The 14,436-nt window shown below is 42.6% G+C and carries 14 protein-coding genes and 1 tRNA gene; 10 read left to right on the top strand and 5 right to left on the bottom strand.

What is annotated here, in order from left to right:
• The first annotated feature begins 295 nt into the window (after positions 1 to 295).
• Together GYX26_RS01880 and GYX26_RS01875 are read left to right on the top strand one after the other, a co-directional pair.
• Positions 296 to 571, top strand: coding sequence for a transposase (locus GYX26_RS01880; RefSeq protein WP_174827806.1), 276 nt, complete (start codon positions 296 to 298; stop codon positions 569 to 571).
• Between the two features lie 10 nt (positions 572 to 581).
• Positions 582 to 1,187 carry a DDE-type integrase/transposase/recombinase gene (locus tag GYX26_RS01875; RefSeq protein WP_174827805.1) on the top strand — a complete coding sequence of 202 codons (606 nt, stop codon included), beginning with the start codon at positions 582 to 584 and terminating at the stop codon, positions 1,185 to 1,187.
• Between the two features lie 62 nt (positions 1,188 to 1,249).
• On the opposite strand, the gene GYX26_RS01870 is transcribed toward GYX26_RS01875, so the two are convergent.
• The 4 genes from GYX26_RS01870 to GYX26_RS01855 all read right to left on the bottom strand — a co-directional run bounded on the left by GYX26_RS01870 (position 1,250) and on the right by GYX26_RS01855 (position 5,378).
• Entirely contained in the window at positions 1,250 to 2,803 is a 1,554-nt protein-coding gene (locus GYX26_RS01870) for a phosphoethanolamine transferase (RefSeq protein ID WP_174827804.1), read from the bottom strand.
• Positions 2,804 to 3,084: 281 nt separating this feature from the next.
• Positions 3,085 to 3,159: transfer RNA gene (locus GYX26_RS01865), tRNA-Arg, on the bottom strand.
• Between the two features lie 46 nt (positions 3,160 to 3,205).
• The gene (locus tag GYX26_RS01860) at positions 3,206 to 4,180 is read right to left on the bottom strand and encodes a polyprenyl synthetase family protein (protein WP_174827803.1); all 975 of its coding nucleotides are present in this window, start codon (positions 4,178 to 4,180) and stop codon (positions 3,206 to 3,208) included.
• A 904-nt stretch (positions 4,181 to 5,084) separates the two neighbouring features.
• Positions 5,085 to 5,378: a hypothetical protein gene (locus GYX26_RS01855; RefSeq protein ID WP_174827802.1), complete on the bottom strand. Its 294-nt coding sequence runs from the start codon at positions 5,376 to 5,378 to the stop codon at positions 5,085 to 5,087.
• Between the two features lie 981 nt (positions 5,379 to 6,359).
• Here GYX26_RS01855 and rplU point away from each other — a divergent pair.
• The 3 genes from rplU to obgE all read left to right on the top strand — a co-directional run bounded on the left by rplU (position 6,360) and on the right by obgE (position 8,270).
• Complete coding sequence (rplU, locus tag GYX26_RS01850; RefSeq protein ID WP_100089455.1) at positions 6,360 to 6,668, top strand: 50S ribosomal protein L21; 309 nt, start codon at positions 6,360 to 6,362, stop codon at positions 6,666 to 6,668.
• Positions 6,669 to 6,688: 20 nt separating this feature from the next.
• A complete protein-coding gene (gene rpmA / locus GYX26_RS01845) occupies positions 6,689 to 6,961 on the top strand; it encodes a 50S ribosomal protein L27 (RefSeq protein ID WP_025331257.1) in 273 nt (90 codons plus the stop codon).
• Between the two features lie 175 nt (positions 6,962 to 7,136).
• The gene (obgE, locus tag GYX26_RS01840) at positions 7,137 to 8,270 is read left to right on the top strand and encodes a GTPase ObgE (protein ID WP_174827801.1); all 1,134 of its coding nucleotides are present in this window, start codon (positions 7,137 to 7,139) and stop codon (positions 8,268 to 8,270) included.
• An 86-nt stretch (positions 8,271 to 8,356) separates the two neighbouring features.
• Here obgE and GYX26_RS01835 read toward each other — a convergent pair whose 3' ends face one another.
• A complete protein-coding gene (locus tag GYX26_RS01835; protein WP_174827800.1) occupies positions 8,357 to 8,914 on the bottom strand; it encodes a hypothetical protein in 558 nt (185 codons plus the stop codon).
• Between the two features lie 324 nt (positions 8,915 to 9,238).
• Here GYX26_RS01835 and GYX26_RS01830 point away from each other — a divergent pair, with 324 nt between their 5' ends.
• From GYX26_RS01830 to pssA, 5 genes are all read left to right on the top strand, one after another.
• Complete coding sequence (locus GYX26_RS01830) at positions 9,239 to 9,748, top strand: HugZ family protein (RefSeq protein WP_174827799.1); 510 nt, start codon at positions 9,239 to 9,241, stop codon at positions 9,746 to 9,748.
• An 86-nt stretch (positions 9,749 to 9,834) separates the two neighbouring features.
• Complete coding sequence (ubiB, locus tag GYX26_RS01825; RefSeq protein WP_174827798.1) at positions 9,835 to 11,364, top strand: ubiquinone biosynthesis regulatory protein kinase UbiB; 1,530 nt, start codon at positions 9,835 to 9,837, stop codon at positions 11,362 to 11,364.
• A gap of 183 nt (positions 11,365 to 11,547) precedes the next feature.
• Positions 11,548 to 12,327 carry a phosphatidylserine decarboxylase gene (locus GYX26_RS01820; RefSeq protein WP_174827797.1) on the top strand — a complete coding sequence of 260 codons (780 nt, stop codon included), beginning with the start codon at positions 11,548 to 11,550 and terminating at the stop codon, positions 12,325 to 12,327.
• Positions 12,328 to 12,402: 75 nt separating this feature from the next.
• Positions 12,403 to 13,584, top strand: a complete 1,182-nt coding sequence (gene hflX / locus GYX26_RS01815; protein ID WP_174827796.1) for a GTPase HflX — start codon at positions 12,403 to 12,405, stop codon at positions 13,582 to 13,584.
• 27 nt (positions 13,585 to 13,611) lie between these two features.
• On the top strand, positions 13,612 to 14,400 hold the full coding sequence (gene pssA, locus GYX26_RS01810) for a CDP-diacylglycerol--serine O-phosphatidyltransferase (protein WP_174827795.1): 789 nt from the start codon (positions 13,612 to 13,614) through the stop codon (positions 14,398 to 14,400).
• Positions 14,401 to 14,436 lie beyond the last annotated feature (36 nt).

Here is a 14,436-nt window from a genome sequence, read left to right as displayed (position 1 = left end):
CGGCTTCAGCTTCTTTTAAAATAGATACGATCTGATGTTCAGTCATCTTTTTCATGTTTAAATCCTCTGTGGGTTAATGAAGAGAATTTTCTACTTTGGGACTGTACTATTTTAGGGGATAGTTACAGGTGAGGCTTATAATTTGGCGCTTTTTCTTTCGCGTTCTCGGTCTGCAAGTTTTTATTGTGGTACTGATTTAGAGCTTGCGCGTCTTCGACTTTCTTTAATCTACCCCCTAAAATAGTACAGCCTCAAAGTAGAAAATTCTCTCTATCAACCCACAGAGGATTTAAACATGAAAAAGATGACTGAACATCAGATCGTATCTATTTTAAAAGAAGCTGAAGCCGGTATTCCTATTAAAGAACTTTGCCGTAAATATGGCATCGGCAATTCGACTTTTTATAAATGGCGGGAAAAATACGGTGGTATGGAAACGTCCGATATCAAACGTTTAAAGGAGCTGGAGGCTGAAAACCGCAAGCTTAAGCAGATGTTTGCCGAGCTCAGTTTAAAATCTCAGCTTCAGGAGGAAATCATAAAAAGCTATAGTGCCTACCAAGGCACGTAAAGCTTGGGCTGTGCAATTACAAGAAAGTCACCCTGTTACTATTGCTATGAGCTGCGCAATTGTTGGCTTAAGCCGCTGTGCTTACTATTATCAACCTAAATTACCGGATGACTCGGTGATTGTGTCAGTACTCAGTGCTATCACTGACAGGCATTTACGTTGGGGCTTTCCCAAATGTTTTAATCGTATCAGAAAGCTTGGCTATAACTGGAATCATAAACGTGTGTATCGGGTGTATTGCCAATTAAAGCTTAATCTCAGGGTAAAGCGTAAACAACGCATTCCTCCACGAAACCCAGAAAGGCTATCGGCACCCAGTAAACAAGGTGAATGCTGGTCAATGGATTTTATGAGTGACAGCAGTCGCAATCAACGACGCTTTAGAACTTTCAATGTGATAGATGACTTTAATCGTGAGGCGTTAGGCATTGATATTGCGGTCAGTTTACCGGCTGGCAGAATTACTCGTTATCTGGATAAACTGGCCGAATATCATGGTTATCCACTAAAAATACGAGTAGATAATGGGCCGGAATTCACCGGAAACACGTTTACTAATTGGGCAAAATCACATTGCATAACCATAGATTATATTCAATCATACAGCCCATATTAAAACCGGTGAGGTATTTATAGATCAATTTTACTAATACATTCATCTGAGAATGTATAATTTTTTTATTTTGGAACGCTTTTCTTGGTATCAATAATAATATCTGTAATTGGAGGCTGTTTATTTTTTATGCTGGAGATATGTTTGTAATTTTTCCAATAAATTAGAGGATCAGGGTTATCTTCCAATTCAGTAATTGAATGAAAGCTATATTTCTCATTGGTAAAATTTGTTCTTATATTAATAAAATTAGAATATAAATCTATTAAATTCAAGCTGCTGATTATTTTCTTTATCTGAACATGTTCTTTTGCTTTTGAATCTAAATAAAATAAAGGTACCTGATACACTTCATATATATCTGCAAAATGATAAATTCGTTCTTTTTCTACAGATAAACCATGATCAGAAAAATACATTAATTTATAATTTTTCTTCTTAAGAATATCGGTTATATTTTTTATAAATAGATCTAGCTTTTCAATTGTTGCTACATAACAGCTTGCTTCGTTATGAATTTGAAAGCTAGGCTGAAAATTACCTAATCTATAACATACTGGTTCATGAGAACCTATCATATGAATAAAAATTACCTTATTTTTATTATTGCTGTTAACAATTTTTGAAAAAATAGGTAAAATCTCTTCGTCGTCAGTATCATTAGATAAATAATTTCCTTTTTTAAAAAAATGAGCCTGACCGGCTGATTGTGCCAAAGTATAGAATATATCATCACCATATTCAATAATACCTTGATTACTTACCCAATAGGTCTCATATCCTGCTTTATTGGCCAGAGACACAAAATTTATACCCCAATTTATTTTATTTTCACTGGGTATTGTTTTGAATAAAGTCCTGCTAAGAGATAATTGTGTGTTAGAAGCAGCTGCTATTAATCCATCAATGAAGATTCCTTTTGCAGTATTAAGGTATGGAGTTGTGTTTAAGGGATAGCCATAAACAGATAAATAATCTTTTCTCACAGATTCTCCAATAATCACCACCCTAACTTCTGTATCATCACGATTATCTATTAAATTTATTTGAATATTATCATTATCTCCAATATATTTTTTTAGTTCTTCTTTTTGTTGCTGTATTATTTCATAGGCAGATATTATATTCTTTAACGGAGCTTCTTCATTTATGCTTTGATTAGTGATAGATATACCAAATAAACTTAAATATGTAAAAAAACAAAATAATATAATTGAAGTTAGTGATTTTTTACTTTGCGTATTCTTAACTATATGATAGATCAAGTATTGAATGCATATAAACAAAATAGGTATTAATAAATAATACTTTAAAGCTAAAACATAACCTATTACTTCCAGCTTGTTTGTTTGAAACAAAGGGCTCAATACTTCAGCAGTTGGTTTACCGTAGATTAAGCCAGTGGGAAAATATAGAGATAAGATTGAGAAAGATATTAATAAAAAAATTAATGTATATCTATGTGCTGCACCAGTGAGATAACAGCAGAAAAAAATTATCCCAGTAATAATATTTTTATTACTCCAATCTTCCGCGTAACCTAAACCCAATAATATAGAAATTGATGATGTAAAATATAGAGATAGAGTATATAAAATATTTTTGTTCTTATTAAACATATTCAAGTTCAAAGAATTGATTAAAGTTATCTTTATTATACAAAAAATTATCAATAAACGGTTAATTTTGAATTTATGAATATATATGTAAATTATAAAATACAAATTTTGAGTGGAAAAGCAAATTAAGGATATCTTTAATTTCAACTAATATTTCTCAATATTTTTTATTGGTTTAGTTAAAATGATAAATAAAAAACTTAGATTATATATTTAATTTTATTAGTTAAATTTATTATAATACTCGCTATTATTTAACTCTTTAATCAATATATATTCTTTGGTCCCGCCGACAGGAATCGAACCTGTATCACACGCTTAGGAGGCATGTGTTCTATCCGTTGAACTACGGCGAGACTGAAAAAACAGGGCTATGGCTGGAATCAGCCATAGCCCGTTATTTTAAGAGATTCGGGCTAAAGATGCCAATGCTAAATCATGCATGGCCTGTGTAGTTTCATTATCTGGTAAATCATTCAGGCAGTTAACTGCGGCATCTACTGCTTTTTTGGCCTGTGCAGTGCAATAGGCCAATGCGTCTGAATGAATAACATGATGGTGAATTTTGTCGAAATAGCTGCGGTCGGCATGCTCCAGTGCATGGCGCACATCGGCAGCGGCAGCAGGACTGCCCTGATTGAGCAGGTAAATCAGCGGTAGAGTGGGCTTGCCTTCGGCCAGATCGTCACCAACGTTCTTACCAATGGTATCTACATCGCCGGCGTAATCCAGTACATCATCGATAATCTGGAATGCTGTGCCCAGATAAGTGCCGTAGTTTTTCAGTGCCAGCTCCTGTTTTTCGGAGGCTTTGGCCAGTATGGCGCCCACCTGTGCTGCGGCCTGAAACAGTTTGGCGGTTTTGTATTTGATTACCTGTAGATACTGTTCTTCGGTTACGTCGATATTGCCAATATTCATCAGTTGCATCACTTCACCCTCAGCGATGATATTGGTGGCTTCGGCCATTACTTCCAGAATGCGCAGGCTGCCGGAACCTACCATTAGCTGAAAGGCACGGGTATAGAGAAAATCGCCTACCAGCACGGCTGCGGCATTGCCAAACAGGTTGTTGGCGGTTTCGCGGCCGCGGCGCAGGTCGCTTTCATCTACTACATCATCGTGCAACAGGGTGGAGGTGTGGATGAATTCCACCATGGCTGCCAGTGAAAACAGTGGATCCTCATTGTAGCCCAGTGCCTTGCCGGCAAGAATGGTGATTATCGGACGCAGGCGCTTGCCGCCGGCGCTGATAATATACTGGCCAATTTGAGAAATCAGGACAACCTCAGATTCGACAGCACGGTTGATTACCGCATCAACTCGGTTTAAGTCTTCAGGCAGGTGTTTTTGGAAATAGGGCAGGTTTTCAAGCATGTGTTTAGCGTTTCTGCAACTGGTACTGGTGATGTGATTTAATCAATGAGTGCTCGTAACTGCTGAGCGCTTTTGCCTATTATTATACTTGAAATCAATTTAGGAAAGAGAAAAGTTAGATTGGGTTAATACCGATGTGTTCTGGAACCTGTGGCAGCAATAACGGTGCTGGGGACTGAATCCGCAGCAGGCTTTTATGGCTATAGTGGTATGCTTGTCAATTGATTGATTAAGTTACATTTTTTCTGTGTGAGTATATTATTGGCTTTGGTAAGATGTGCGGATGCAGGGCTGATGGTTGTTGAGTAGCTGATTTTTCCAAGCACAGGCAGTGAATATATTTTTGCTAATGGGCTAAAGCATTTGAATAGTGTATTTGGGTTTAATGCAAGTCTATGGTTATAAATAACAATTTTTCCAGTATTGCGACGGATATAGTGCTGCTTGCTGTGATTTTGGCAATGGCTTCTATATTGCTGTGAGGATATGTGGTAACGAAATGAGTCAAGATTGTATTCAGTGTGATTATCTTTCTGTATGCAATTAATGGCAGCTTTTGCCTGCCGATATATAAAGATTGATGTATTGGCAGGTGGGGTAGGTAGGGTAAAAATGTTGCTGTGCGCTTGTAGCAGGTTGATATATCTGTGCGGATATGTTCATTACCAGAATGGCTATATATATTTGTAGTTGTGGTGTTGAGATATGAGTAATAGCTGTCTTGGATAGTTTTGTATGTGTATCTATATAAATAGCTTTTGGTAATAAAAGTGTGTTGCTGTGAATAATCGGTACCAGATAATCAGGCCAGAGTTTGCGAATAGGGTACAGCAAGTCTGAAATGTTGCGGGCAATAAAAAACTCCTTACGAATAAGGAGTTTGAGATGAATATTTGATTGTTGCTTAGTTTTTGGGCATGGTGTGTATACAGCTACCAAGGCCAAGATGTGTTTGTTTCTCGGTTTTGGTGGTGCCACCAATGCTAATGGTACTACGCTGCCAAGTACAAATGTACAGAATATGCAAAATAGGTTTTGATTCAATCAATACCCAGGGAGAGGTGATATCAACCGGTTTTGTAGTAATTGGATTAACATCACCGATAGGGTGAACTATGCCCACACTGGGATTACCGGCAAAGCTGCTGGCGGGAAGGGCTAGAAGCAAAGATGTAAAAAGTACGGCTAATTTTTTCATTTTATTTCCTAAATTTATTGATTAAGGAAAATTTATGTTAGCACGAATAAAGAAAAATTTTTTTCAATAGGTTGTGTAAAGGACAAAAGTTCTGGATATAAGATTTAACTCAGATGGATATTAAATATTATTTAATTGGCCTTTTTTATGCTTGTGGTTTTAATGTTTATGTCGTTTGATTGTTATGAAAGTAGATTAGAAATTTATTTTAGCCTTGTATTTAGTTGGTTTTCAGCTTGCCTGCTATCGACATTATTTTACATTCGATAATGAATGTTAATTAAAGCACTAAGCTATAGTTAGTATTAGTTTATAGGTAAATGCTGAATGGATTTGATGTGCATAATTATTTGTTTTGATAGATTTATTTGCTATTTTGTTGCTTGAATATGCTGTAATTAATAATGAAGTAGGTTTTTATTGATTTTTTCTGGCATTAAATGGTTTTTTGCGGATTGTTGTGTTTGGAAAGAAATTTTTTGTGGTTTTTGTGTGTATTTGTTGTGTTTTTAGGTGAATTAAATTTTTCATATTTATATTAATTGTTGATTAATATGACGATTTATCTGTGATATGGGGTTGGTTTTTCGGTATTCGATGAGTCAGGCAAGAAGGGGTTATGGTCATTGCCTGAAACAAAGCAGGAAGTTTAGCTATTGTTGCAAACGGAAAAGCTGCATTCAGAAGATGTAGTCTGTAGCGTTGATTGTTATTGATGAAGTAATTGCTTTGTGTTTGATTGTCGAATTTTAATTAGCTGTTAGCCAGAGAATTGACTGATAAATGTGGTGCTGGCTGTGAGCTGGTGGATGCATACATACTGCAACTATATATGAGTATTATTCTAAATTCTATGAATTCAGCAAGATATTTTATTTACTGTTTTGACAGCAAATTCGGTGATTGTTATAATCGCCAGTTCCGTTTTTATGCGGAAATTTAGTTTTTGTTTTTTTAATTGAATTCCTATTGGAGTTGAGTATGTACGCGGTCGTAAAAACCGGCGGTAAACAGTATAAAGTTGCCGTTGGCGAAAAATTAAAAGTAGAACAGATACCAGCAGAACTCGACAGCCAGATCGAACTGAATGAAGTTTTGATGATTGCTGACGGTGAAGCGGTGAAAGTGGGTACGCCTTTTGTTGAAGGCGCGAAAGTAACTGCTAAAGTGGTTGCACATGGCCGTCACGATAAAGTACGTATTTTCAAAATGCGTCGTCGTAAACACTACCAGAAACGTCAGGGCCACCGCCAGAATTTTACCCAGATTGAAATCGTGGCGATTGCCTAATTGAGTGAAGGAATAACAGAATGGCACACAAAAAAGCAGGCGGTAGCTCCCGCAACGGTCGTGATTCAGAAGCCAAACGTTTGGGCGTTAAAGCCTTTGGTAATGAACTGATTCCGGCTGGTTCAATTATTGTTCGTCAACGCGGTACCCGTTTTCACGCTGGTGAAAATGTAGGTATGGGTAAAGACCACACTTTATTTGCTAAAGTGGATGGTTATGTGGAATTTGCCGTAAAAGGCGCGTTGAACCGTAAAACAGTAAGTGTGCGTCCGTATACTGGCGCAGACGAGTAAGTTTTTACTGATACTAAGCCCTGCCTGTCTGGCAGGGCTTTTTTGTTGTAAAGCCGGTTGTGGTGAATAGTCAGCACTATTGTGCTGTAGTTTAGCTATAATCACGCTATGACGCTTTCACATGGGCAGTACGCTTTTTGTCTGTCCGGGCTAAATATTGCAGACTGAGAATGATATGAAGTTTATTGATGAAGCAAAAATCGAGGTAGTTGCCGGCCGCGGCGGCAATGGTGCGGCCAGCTTCCGCCGCGAAAAATTTGTGCCTAAGGGCGGCCCGGATGGCGGTGATGGTGGCAGAGGCGGCAGTGTCTGGGCGGTAGCGGATGAAAACATCAATACTTTGGTGGAATATCGTTTTGTTAAACGCTATCAGGCTAAAAATGGTGAAAAAGGCCATGGTTCTGACCGTTATGGACGTGGTGCTGATGATATTGAGCTGAGGATGCCGGTGGGCACGCTGATTCGTGATGTTGATACGGAGCAGGTAGTAGCTGATTTAACGCATCATGGTCAACGGGTGTGTCTGGCTAAAGGTGGTAAGGGTGGTTTGGGTAATATTCACTTCAAATCATCGGTTAATCGTGCACCGAAGCAGGCTACCCCGGGTGAGGAGGGTGAGTCACGCTGTTTGCTGCTGGAATTGAAGGTACTGGCTGATGTGGGCTTGCTGGGTATGCCGAATGCCGGTAAATCTACGCTGATTAGTGCGGTTTCAGCAGCACGACCCAAGGTGGCTGATTATCCGTTTACTACTTTGCATCCTAATCTGGGGGTAGTACGTAGTGATGATAATCACAGTTTTGTAATGGCTGATATTCCCGGACTGATTGAAGGTGCGGCCGAAGGTGCCGGTTTGGGGCACCGTTTTCTGAAACATTTGTCGCGTACGGGGCTGCTGCTGCATGTGGTGGATTTAGCACCTTTTGATGAAGGTGTGAATCCGGCGGCTGAGGCTCTGGCGATTATTGAGGAGTTGCGCCGCTTTGATGAGGCGTTACATGATAAACCGCGCTGGCTGGTATTGAATAAAATTGATATGCTGGCTGAGGATGAGCGTGCTGCCCGTGTGGCTCAGTTTCTTGACGATATCGGCTGGGATTATCCGCAGCCGGATGATGAGTTTGAATTTGACCTGACAACGCCACGAGTATTTGAAATCAGCGCACTGGCGCATCAGGGAACGCAGGAGCTGATGCAGACTATTCAGCGTTATCTGGATGCACGACATAAATTATTGGCACAACAGCAGGATGTACAACCGGCTGTAGCAGAGGTATCGACTGCGAACGGGTTGATTCAGCCTGAATAAATTAACTATTGATATTGTTTGGCCACCTGTTGCAGGTGGCTTTTTTGTGTTTGAGAATAAGCTAGGCAATATGGGAAAGGAAGAACTTAGTTTGTTTGCTGATGATAAGGACGACGGCGGCGCAGAAACCGGTATAAAAATTGCATAGCTAATACGCTGATTAAGGCCAGTACCGCTGCCATGGAAATCTGGTCTACGGCATAGGCCGTGGATTTGATAGGTGTCACAGTGCTGGCTGTTGCCTGATATGTGGCAATGGTAATGCTGCGGGATGTGCGCAGGCTGGTTTGTATCAGTTGCTGTTGTGCTGTTTGCTGCACAACTTTGTAGCTAAAGGTGTCGTTGTCATTCTTCTCTTTGCTGCCTTCTGGGTTTTTAGCCAGAAAAGTGGTTTTGGCTAGTGGGTGCTGCTGGACATAAGAATAGGGTAGAGCCAGAAAGGAGCCGTCTGGTTCGAATGTGGCAATTGTGAAATCTGCATGCCACGGCTTGTGATTGCTGGCTGTTCTGCTATCCAGACTGGCCAGCAGATGGATAAACAGAATCAGGAAACCACAGAATAATACCAGTTTGAGCAATCTCTGTTTAAATTGCCCGGAGCGTGTTTGGAGCTGGTTGGCTGCTGGATTATACTGATTGCGCATGAGGTTGTACCGCTGCTGGTGGGTTGAATTTATTTTAAAGTGTTGCTGGTGGCTGGCTGGTGATTTTACCTAATTTTTGGGGTTGTCGACGTTTAATATTTTTTATTGTCGCTGCAATATGCGCCGACAGATGCAGATTGTGTTGATTCAGATCAGATATTTGAGTCTATTGTTGATTAACAATCATTTTTTATCTGTATTGTTGGGCGCGATATTTTTGCTGGCTATGGCTGGTAGTACAGACTGTGAATGGTATTTGAGTTTTCAGATGAAAATTATTATCATTAATTTTTGATATGGTTAATCTGATTTAGGAATGGATCTATGAGCGAACAACATGATATAGCTGAACTTCAGGCAGCCGTAACACGGTTACAACAGTTAAATTCTCTGGTTCTGGCTACGGTAGGGCAGGATGGGGTGCCGTTGGCGAGCTATGCGCCATTTGCTGAGTATGATGGCTGTCTGTATGTTTTGTTGTCTGGGTTGTCGTTACATACACAGAATTTGCAGCGGCAGCAGCAGGCGAATGTGATGCTGATTGAAGACGAAGCTTCTGCCCGCAATATATTTGCCCGTACACGACTGAATTATACAGTATCGGTAACGACTATCGAAAAAGACACTACTGATGGTATTGCGGCTTTGCAGGCAATGAAAGCCAAACTGGGTAATACGGTAGATGTGCTGAGTGGGCTGCCGGATTTTATGCTGTTTCGTCTGCAACTGGAAAAAGCACGTCTGGTAACCGGTTTTGGGCGTGCTTATGTGTTTGTGCCGGGCGATGTGGCTGGTGCAGTACAGTTAACGGAAAAGAATGCTAAAACAGTATGATATCAGTGCGCGCAGCTATTGCTCGGTAAAGGAGGATAAAATCCCGTACAATAACCGCTTTATTCGGATAAACCGGAGCTGCGTACATGTGGTGTTGGCCTAAACGAATTTGGGTGATTATCCAGACGGTCTATGTATATGGTCTGCTGGACTTGGTGCAGGCGCATATAGGGCCATTATGGTTGCAAAGACTTGTACGCCTGCTACCTCGTGGCCGCAAATACCGGGAGTTAACGGCCGCAGTACGCTTGCGTCTGGCGCTGGAAAGTCTGGGGCCGATTTTTATTAAATTTGGGCAGGTATTATCCACTCGGCCGGATTTGATACCAGCAGATTATGCTCATGAGCTGGCCCTGTTGCAAGACCGGGTACCACCATTTGACAGCGACGTGGCAATTAAGGTTATTGAAAGTGAGCTGGGTAAACCGCTGGAGGCAATTTATGCCCGGTTTAATCCGCAACCGGTAGCCAGTGCTTCTATTGCGCAGGTACACGAGGCTTATCTGTTTAATACAGATGGTGGTGTTGGCCAGAAGGTGGCAGTGAAGGTTTTGCGCCCGAATATTGCTCCGGTGATTGATCAGGATTTGGCGCTGATGGCCGTGGGTGCGCGCTGGGTGGAATGGCTGTTTGCTGATGGTAAGCGGCTGAAGCCTCGAGAGGTAGTGGCAGAATTCAAGAATTATCTGCATGATGAGCTGGATTTGATGAGAGAGGCGGCCAATGCCAGCCTGCTCGGGCGCCAGTTTAGTAATAGTTCGATGCTGATTATTCCGGCGGTTTATTATGATTTTTGTGCACGCCGGGTGCTGACAATTGAGTGGATGGATGGTATTCCTGTTGCCAGTCTGGACAGGCTGCGTGAGAAAAATATTGATTTACACCAGCTGGCTCGCTATGGGGTAGAGATTTTCTTTACTCAGGTATTTGATAATGGATTTTTCCATGCCGATATGCATCCGGGCAATATTATGGTGGCGAATGATGGCCGCTATATTGCGCTGGATTTTGGTATTGTCGGTACGTTGACTGATTACGATAAACGTTATCTGGCGATTAATTTTCTGGCTTTTTTTAATCGTGATTATCATCGGGTGGCAATGGCGCATGTTGAGTCTGGCTGGGTACCGGCAGATACAAGGGTAGAGGAGCTGGAAGCTGCTGTACGCGCAGTATGTGAACCGATTTTTAACAAGCCGCTGGCTGAGATTTCTTTTGGTATGGTGCTGATGCGCTTATTTGAAACCAGCCGCCGTTTTAATGTGGAAATTCAGCCACAACTGGTGTTGTTACAGAAGACATTATTAAATATTGAGGGGCTGGGACGGCAGCTTGATCCTAATCTGGATTTATGGGCCACGGCCAAACCGTTTTTAACTCGCTGGATGCATAACCAGATTGGTCTGAAGGCTTTGTGGAAAACGGTACGGCAGGAAGCGCCGGACTGGGCGCAAATGCTGCCAGTGCTACCGCGCAAGCTGAATGCTCTGCTAGATGAAAGACGGCAGCTGGAATGGCGTGATGCTTATGTACATTTGCTACGTACGCAGCGCCAACAGAATTTCTGGCTGGCGGTGATTGCGCTGGTAATGCTGGCTGTTTTTCTGTTTAAATGATTTTTGCTGCATACGCAGCCTGAAATTATTGTATGTATTCGTTTTAATATTGTTCGTATTGTGAAATCTGCTTATAGTTATATGCAGTGCTTTAGCTTGAAAAGGCGGATTTCAGGTTATAATTTTGTCATTGCTTTTGCTGGCGGTCTGTCCGCAGTATCTCATCTGTAAAGGAGTAGTCTTGTGTCACGTATGTATCCTTATCCTTTGATTGCAAAGGAAGGCTGGCCGTTTATTATCGGTAGTCTGGTGCTGAGCATATTAACTGTTATCTGGTGCGGATGGTGGTCGCTGCCGTTATGGGTACTGACGGCATTTGTGGTGCAGTTTTTTCGTGACCCGGCGCGTGATATTCCTGTTGCTCCAGAAGATGTGCTGAGTCCGGCAGACGGGCGTATTGTGGTGGTGGAAAAAACCACTGATCCGTATCGTGGTGTTAATGCGCTGAAAATCAGTGTGTTTATGAATGTGTTTAATGTTCACTCCAATCGCAGCCCGATTGATGGCAAGGTGGAACGGGTAGATTATTTTAAGGGCAGTTTCCTGAATGCTGCGCTGGATAAGGCCAGTGTGCAAAATGAGCGCAATGCGGTACTGGCCGTAACAAAAACTGGCCGGCCGGTGACTTTTGTACAGGTAGCCGGTCTGGTGGCACGACGTATCCTGTGTTATGTCAATGCACACGATTTATTGCATCGCGGTGATCGTTATGGTTTTATCCGGTTTGGTTCGCGTGTGGATGTTTATCTGCCGGAAGACGCTACACCGCTGGTCGCAATTGGTGATAAGGTAAGTGCCAGTAGTACGGTACTGGCTACTTTGCCATTACATGCACCGGCTGCCGGTTCTGCGCCAGAAAATAGTGCGAGTTCTGTGGACAACACTACAGAAGAGGCCGATATGGTGAAAGAGGCCACTGACCGGGCAGCGGTAGCGGCACAGCATGTACTGTTACAGGAATAGATATTATTTATCGTTTACAGGCTGTTTGTTCCTTTTCAGGATCAGGCAGCCTGTTGTTATTCAATTAGATAGCTTATGAGTGAATTTGCTAAAGCCAGTTTATCAGCCCGACAGGTACCAGAACGGGTGTTGCTGGTAGGTGTCCTGCTGGATAAGGATTTCCCGGTTGCAGCTGAACGCCGTACAACTCTGTTTCAGTCGGCACTGGCTGAGGCTCAGGAACTGGTGCGTGCCAGTGGGGCTGAACTGGTGGAAGTGGTGCCATGTAAACGTCAGCAGCCGGATAGTGCATTGTTTGTAGGTAAGGGCAAGGCAGAGGAGCTGGCACAGCAGGTAGCTGAGGCTGAGATTGATCTGGTGGTATTCAATCATGCGCTGACGCCAACGCAGGAGCGCAATCTGGAACGGCGGCTACAATGCCGGGTATTGGATCGGGTTGGTTTGATTCTGGCTATTTTTGCCCGGCGTGCGCACAGTCAGGAAGGACGTTTGCAGGTAGAACTGGCGCAGTTAGTGCATTTGTCCAGCCGGCTGGTGCGTGGTTATGGGCATTTGCAAAGCCAGCGGGGCGGGATAGGATTACGCGGGCCGGGAGAGACACGGCTGGAAACCGATCGCCGCCTTATCAAGCAGAAAATCACCCGTTTACGCCAGCAATTGCAGCAGGTACGGCGGCAGCGGGCAACACAGCGTAAAAGCCGTAATCAGGGTATGCTGCCTGCTTTTGCACTGGTGGGCTATACCAATGTGGGAAAGTCCAGCTTGTTTAACCGTCTGACCAAAGCACAGGTACTGGCAGAAGACCAGCTATTTGCTACGCTGGATAATACGGTGCGTCGCCTGTACCTGAATGACCAGACCAGTGTATTGCTGTCGGATACTGTAGGCTTTGTACGTGATTTGCCGCATAGTCTGGTGGCTGCTTTTGCTGCTACGCTGGAGGAAACAGCTCTGGCTGATGTGCTATTGCATGTGGTGGATGTTACTCATCCGGAGTTTGAACGGCAAATTGATGATGTGAATGCGGTGCTGAAAGAAATTGATGCAGCAAACATACCACAATTGATTATTTATAATAAAATTGACAAATTGGCTGCTGCGCAGCGGCCGCAAGGTATCGTGTGTGATATAAGCGGCCGTCCACAGGCTGTTTATATTTCAGTACAGGATGGTAGCGGTCTGGCTGATTTGCGTACGGCCATGATTGAATTGGCTAACATGAAGCATGTGATGCATGATGAACAGGACGATGATTGATACTGCCTGTTGAGGATTTGACTAAAGATGATACAAGAACAAACTGATGTGATTAAACATAATCGCCCAAATCGTCCAAGCCGGCGCCGGCGCCTACGTGACAACAGTATTTATTTGCTACCGAATGCGTTTACGCTGGCCGCGCTTTTTGCTGCTTTTTATGCGATTACCCAGTCTATGCATGGCCATTATGAAATTGCAGCGATTGCCGTGTTTATTTCCATGCTACTGGACGGGATGGATGGGCGGGTTGCGCGTATGACCAATAGCCAGAGTGCGTTTGGTGAGCAGTTGGACAGTCTGGCGGATATGGTGAGTTTCGGCGTAGCGCCAGCGCTGATTGCGTATAAATGGCAGTTATTTCATTTTGGTAAAATTGGCTATTCAGTGGCCTTTATCTACTGCGCCTGTGCGGCTTTGCGGCTGGCACTCTTCAATACCCTGATTGGCAAGGTGAGCAAGAAGTGGTTTATTGGTATTCCCAGTCCGACAGCTGCTGCTCTGGTGATTGGTTTAATCTGGGTGAGCCATACGTTTCAGGGTTTACCCCATTTAAACTGGCTTTGCCTGATTATTACCCTGTTTGGTGGTTTATCCATGGTGGTGCAGATACCATTCTGGTCATTTAAGGAAATCAATGTTTACCGCAAAGTTCCTTTTTTTGTGATGATTCTGGCTGTTATCGTTCTGCTGGTGGTGACATGGGAACCATCGGTGGTGCTGTTTGCCTTTTTCCTGCTCTATAGTCTGTCTGGTTATGTAATGTTTATTTGGCGTGTGCTGACCAAACGCAAGTTTCAGCCAGAAGAATCGTGATGAAAATTTATTTGGTTGTGTAAAAAAATAAGCTGA

The organism is Snodgrassella sp. ESL0253, assembly GCF_013344965.1.
In the GTDB taxonomy this organism is placed as follows: domain Bacteria; phylum Pseudomonadota; class Gammaproteobacteria; order Burkholderiales; family Neisseriaceae; genus Snodgrassella; species Snodgrassella alvi_B.
This window is presented reverse-complemented; position numbering and strand designations above follow the sequence as displayed.

Coding starts and splice junctions, on each gene's coding strand:
- rpmA (WP_025331257.1), top strand. CDS start 6,689: ATGGCACACAAAAAAGCAGGCGGTAGCTCCCGCAACGGTCGTGATTCA.
- GYX26_RS01880 (WP_174827806.1), top strand. CDS start 296: ATGAAAAAGATGACTGAACATCAGATCGTATCTATTTTAAAAGAAGCT.
- ubiB (WP_174827798.1), top strand. CDS start 9,835: ATGTGGTGTTGGCCTAAACGAATTTGGGTGATTATCCAGACGGTCTAT.
- rplU (WP_100089455.1), top strand. CDS start 6,360: ATGTACGCGGTCGTAAAAACCGGCGGTAAACAGTATAAAGTTGCCGTT.
- GYX26_RS01860 (WP_174827803.1), bottom strand. CDS start 4,180: ATGCTTGAAAACCTGCCCTATTTCCAAAAACACCTGCCTGAAGACTTA.
- pssA (WP_174827795.1), top strand. CDS start 13,612: ATGATACAAGAACAAACTGATGTGATTAAACATAATCGCCCAAATCGT.
- GYX26_RS01855 (WP_174827802.1), bottom strand. CDS start 5,378: ATGAAAAAATTAGCCGTACTTTTTACATCTTTGCTTCTAGCCCTTCCC.
- GYX26_RS01870 (WP_174827804.1), bottom strand. CDS start 2,803: ATGTTTAATAAGAACAAAAATATTTTATATACTCTATCTCTATATTTT.
- hflX (WP_174827796.1), top strand. CDS start 12,403: ATGAGTGAATTTGCTAAAGCCAGTTTATCAGCCCGACAGGTACCAGAA.
- obgE (WP_174827801.1), top strand. CDS start 7,137: ATGAAGTTTATTGATGAAGCAAAAATCGAGGTAGTTGCCGGCCGCGGC.
- GYX26_RS01830 (WP_174827799.1), top strand. CDS start 9,239: ATGAGCGAACAACATGATATAGCTGAACTTCAGGCAGCCGTAACACGG.
- GYX26_RS01835 (WP_174827800.1), bottom strand. CDS start 8,914: ATGCGCAATCAGTATAATCCAGCAGCCAACCAGCTCCAAACACGCTCC.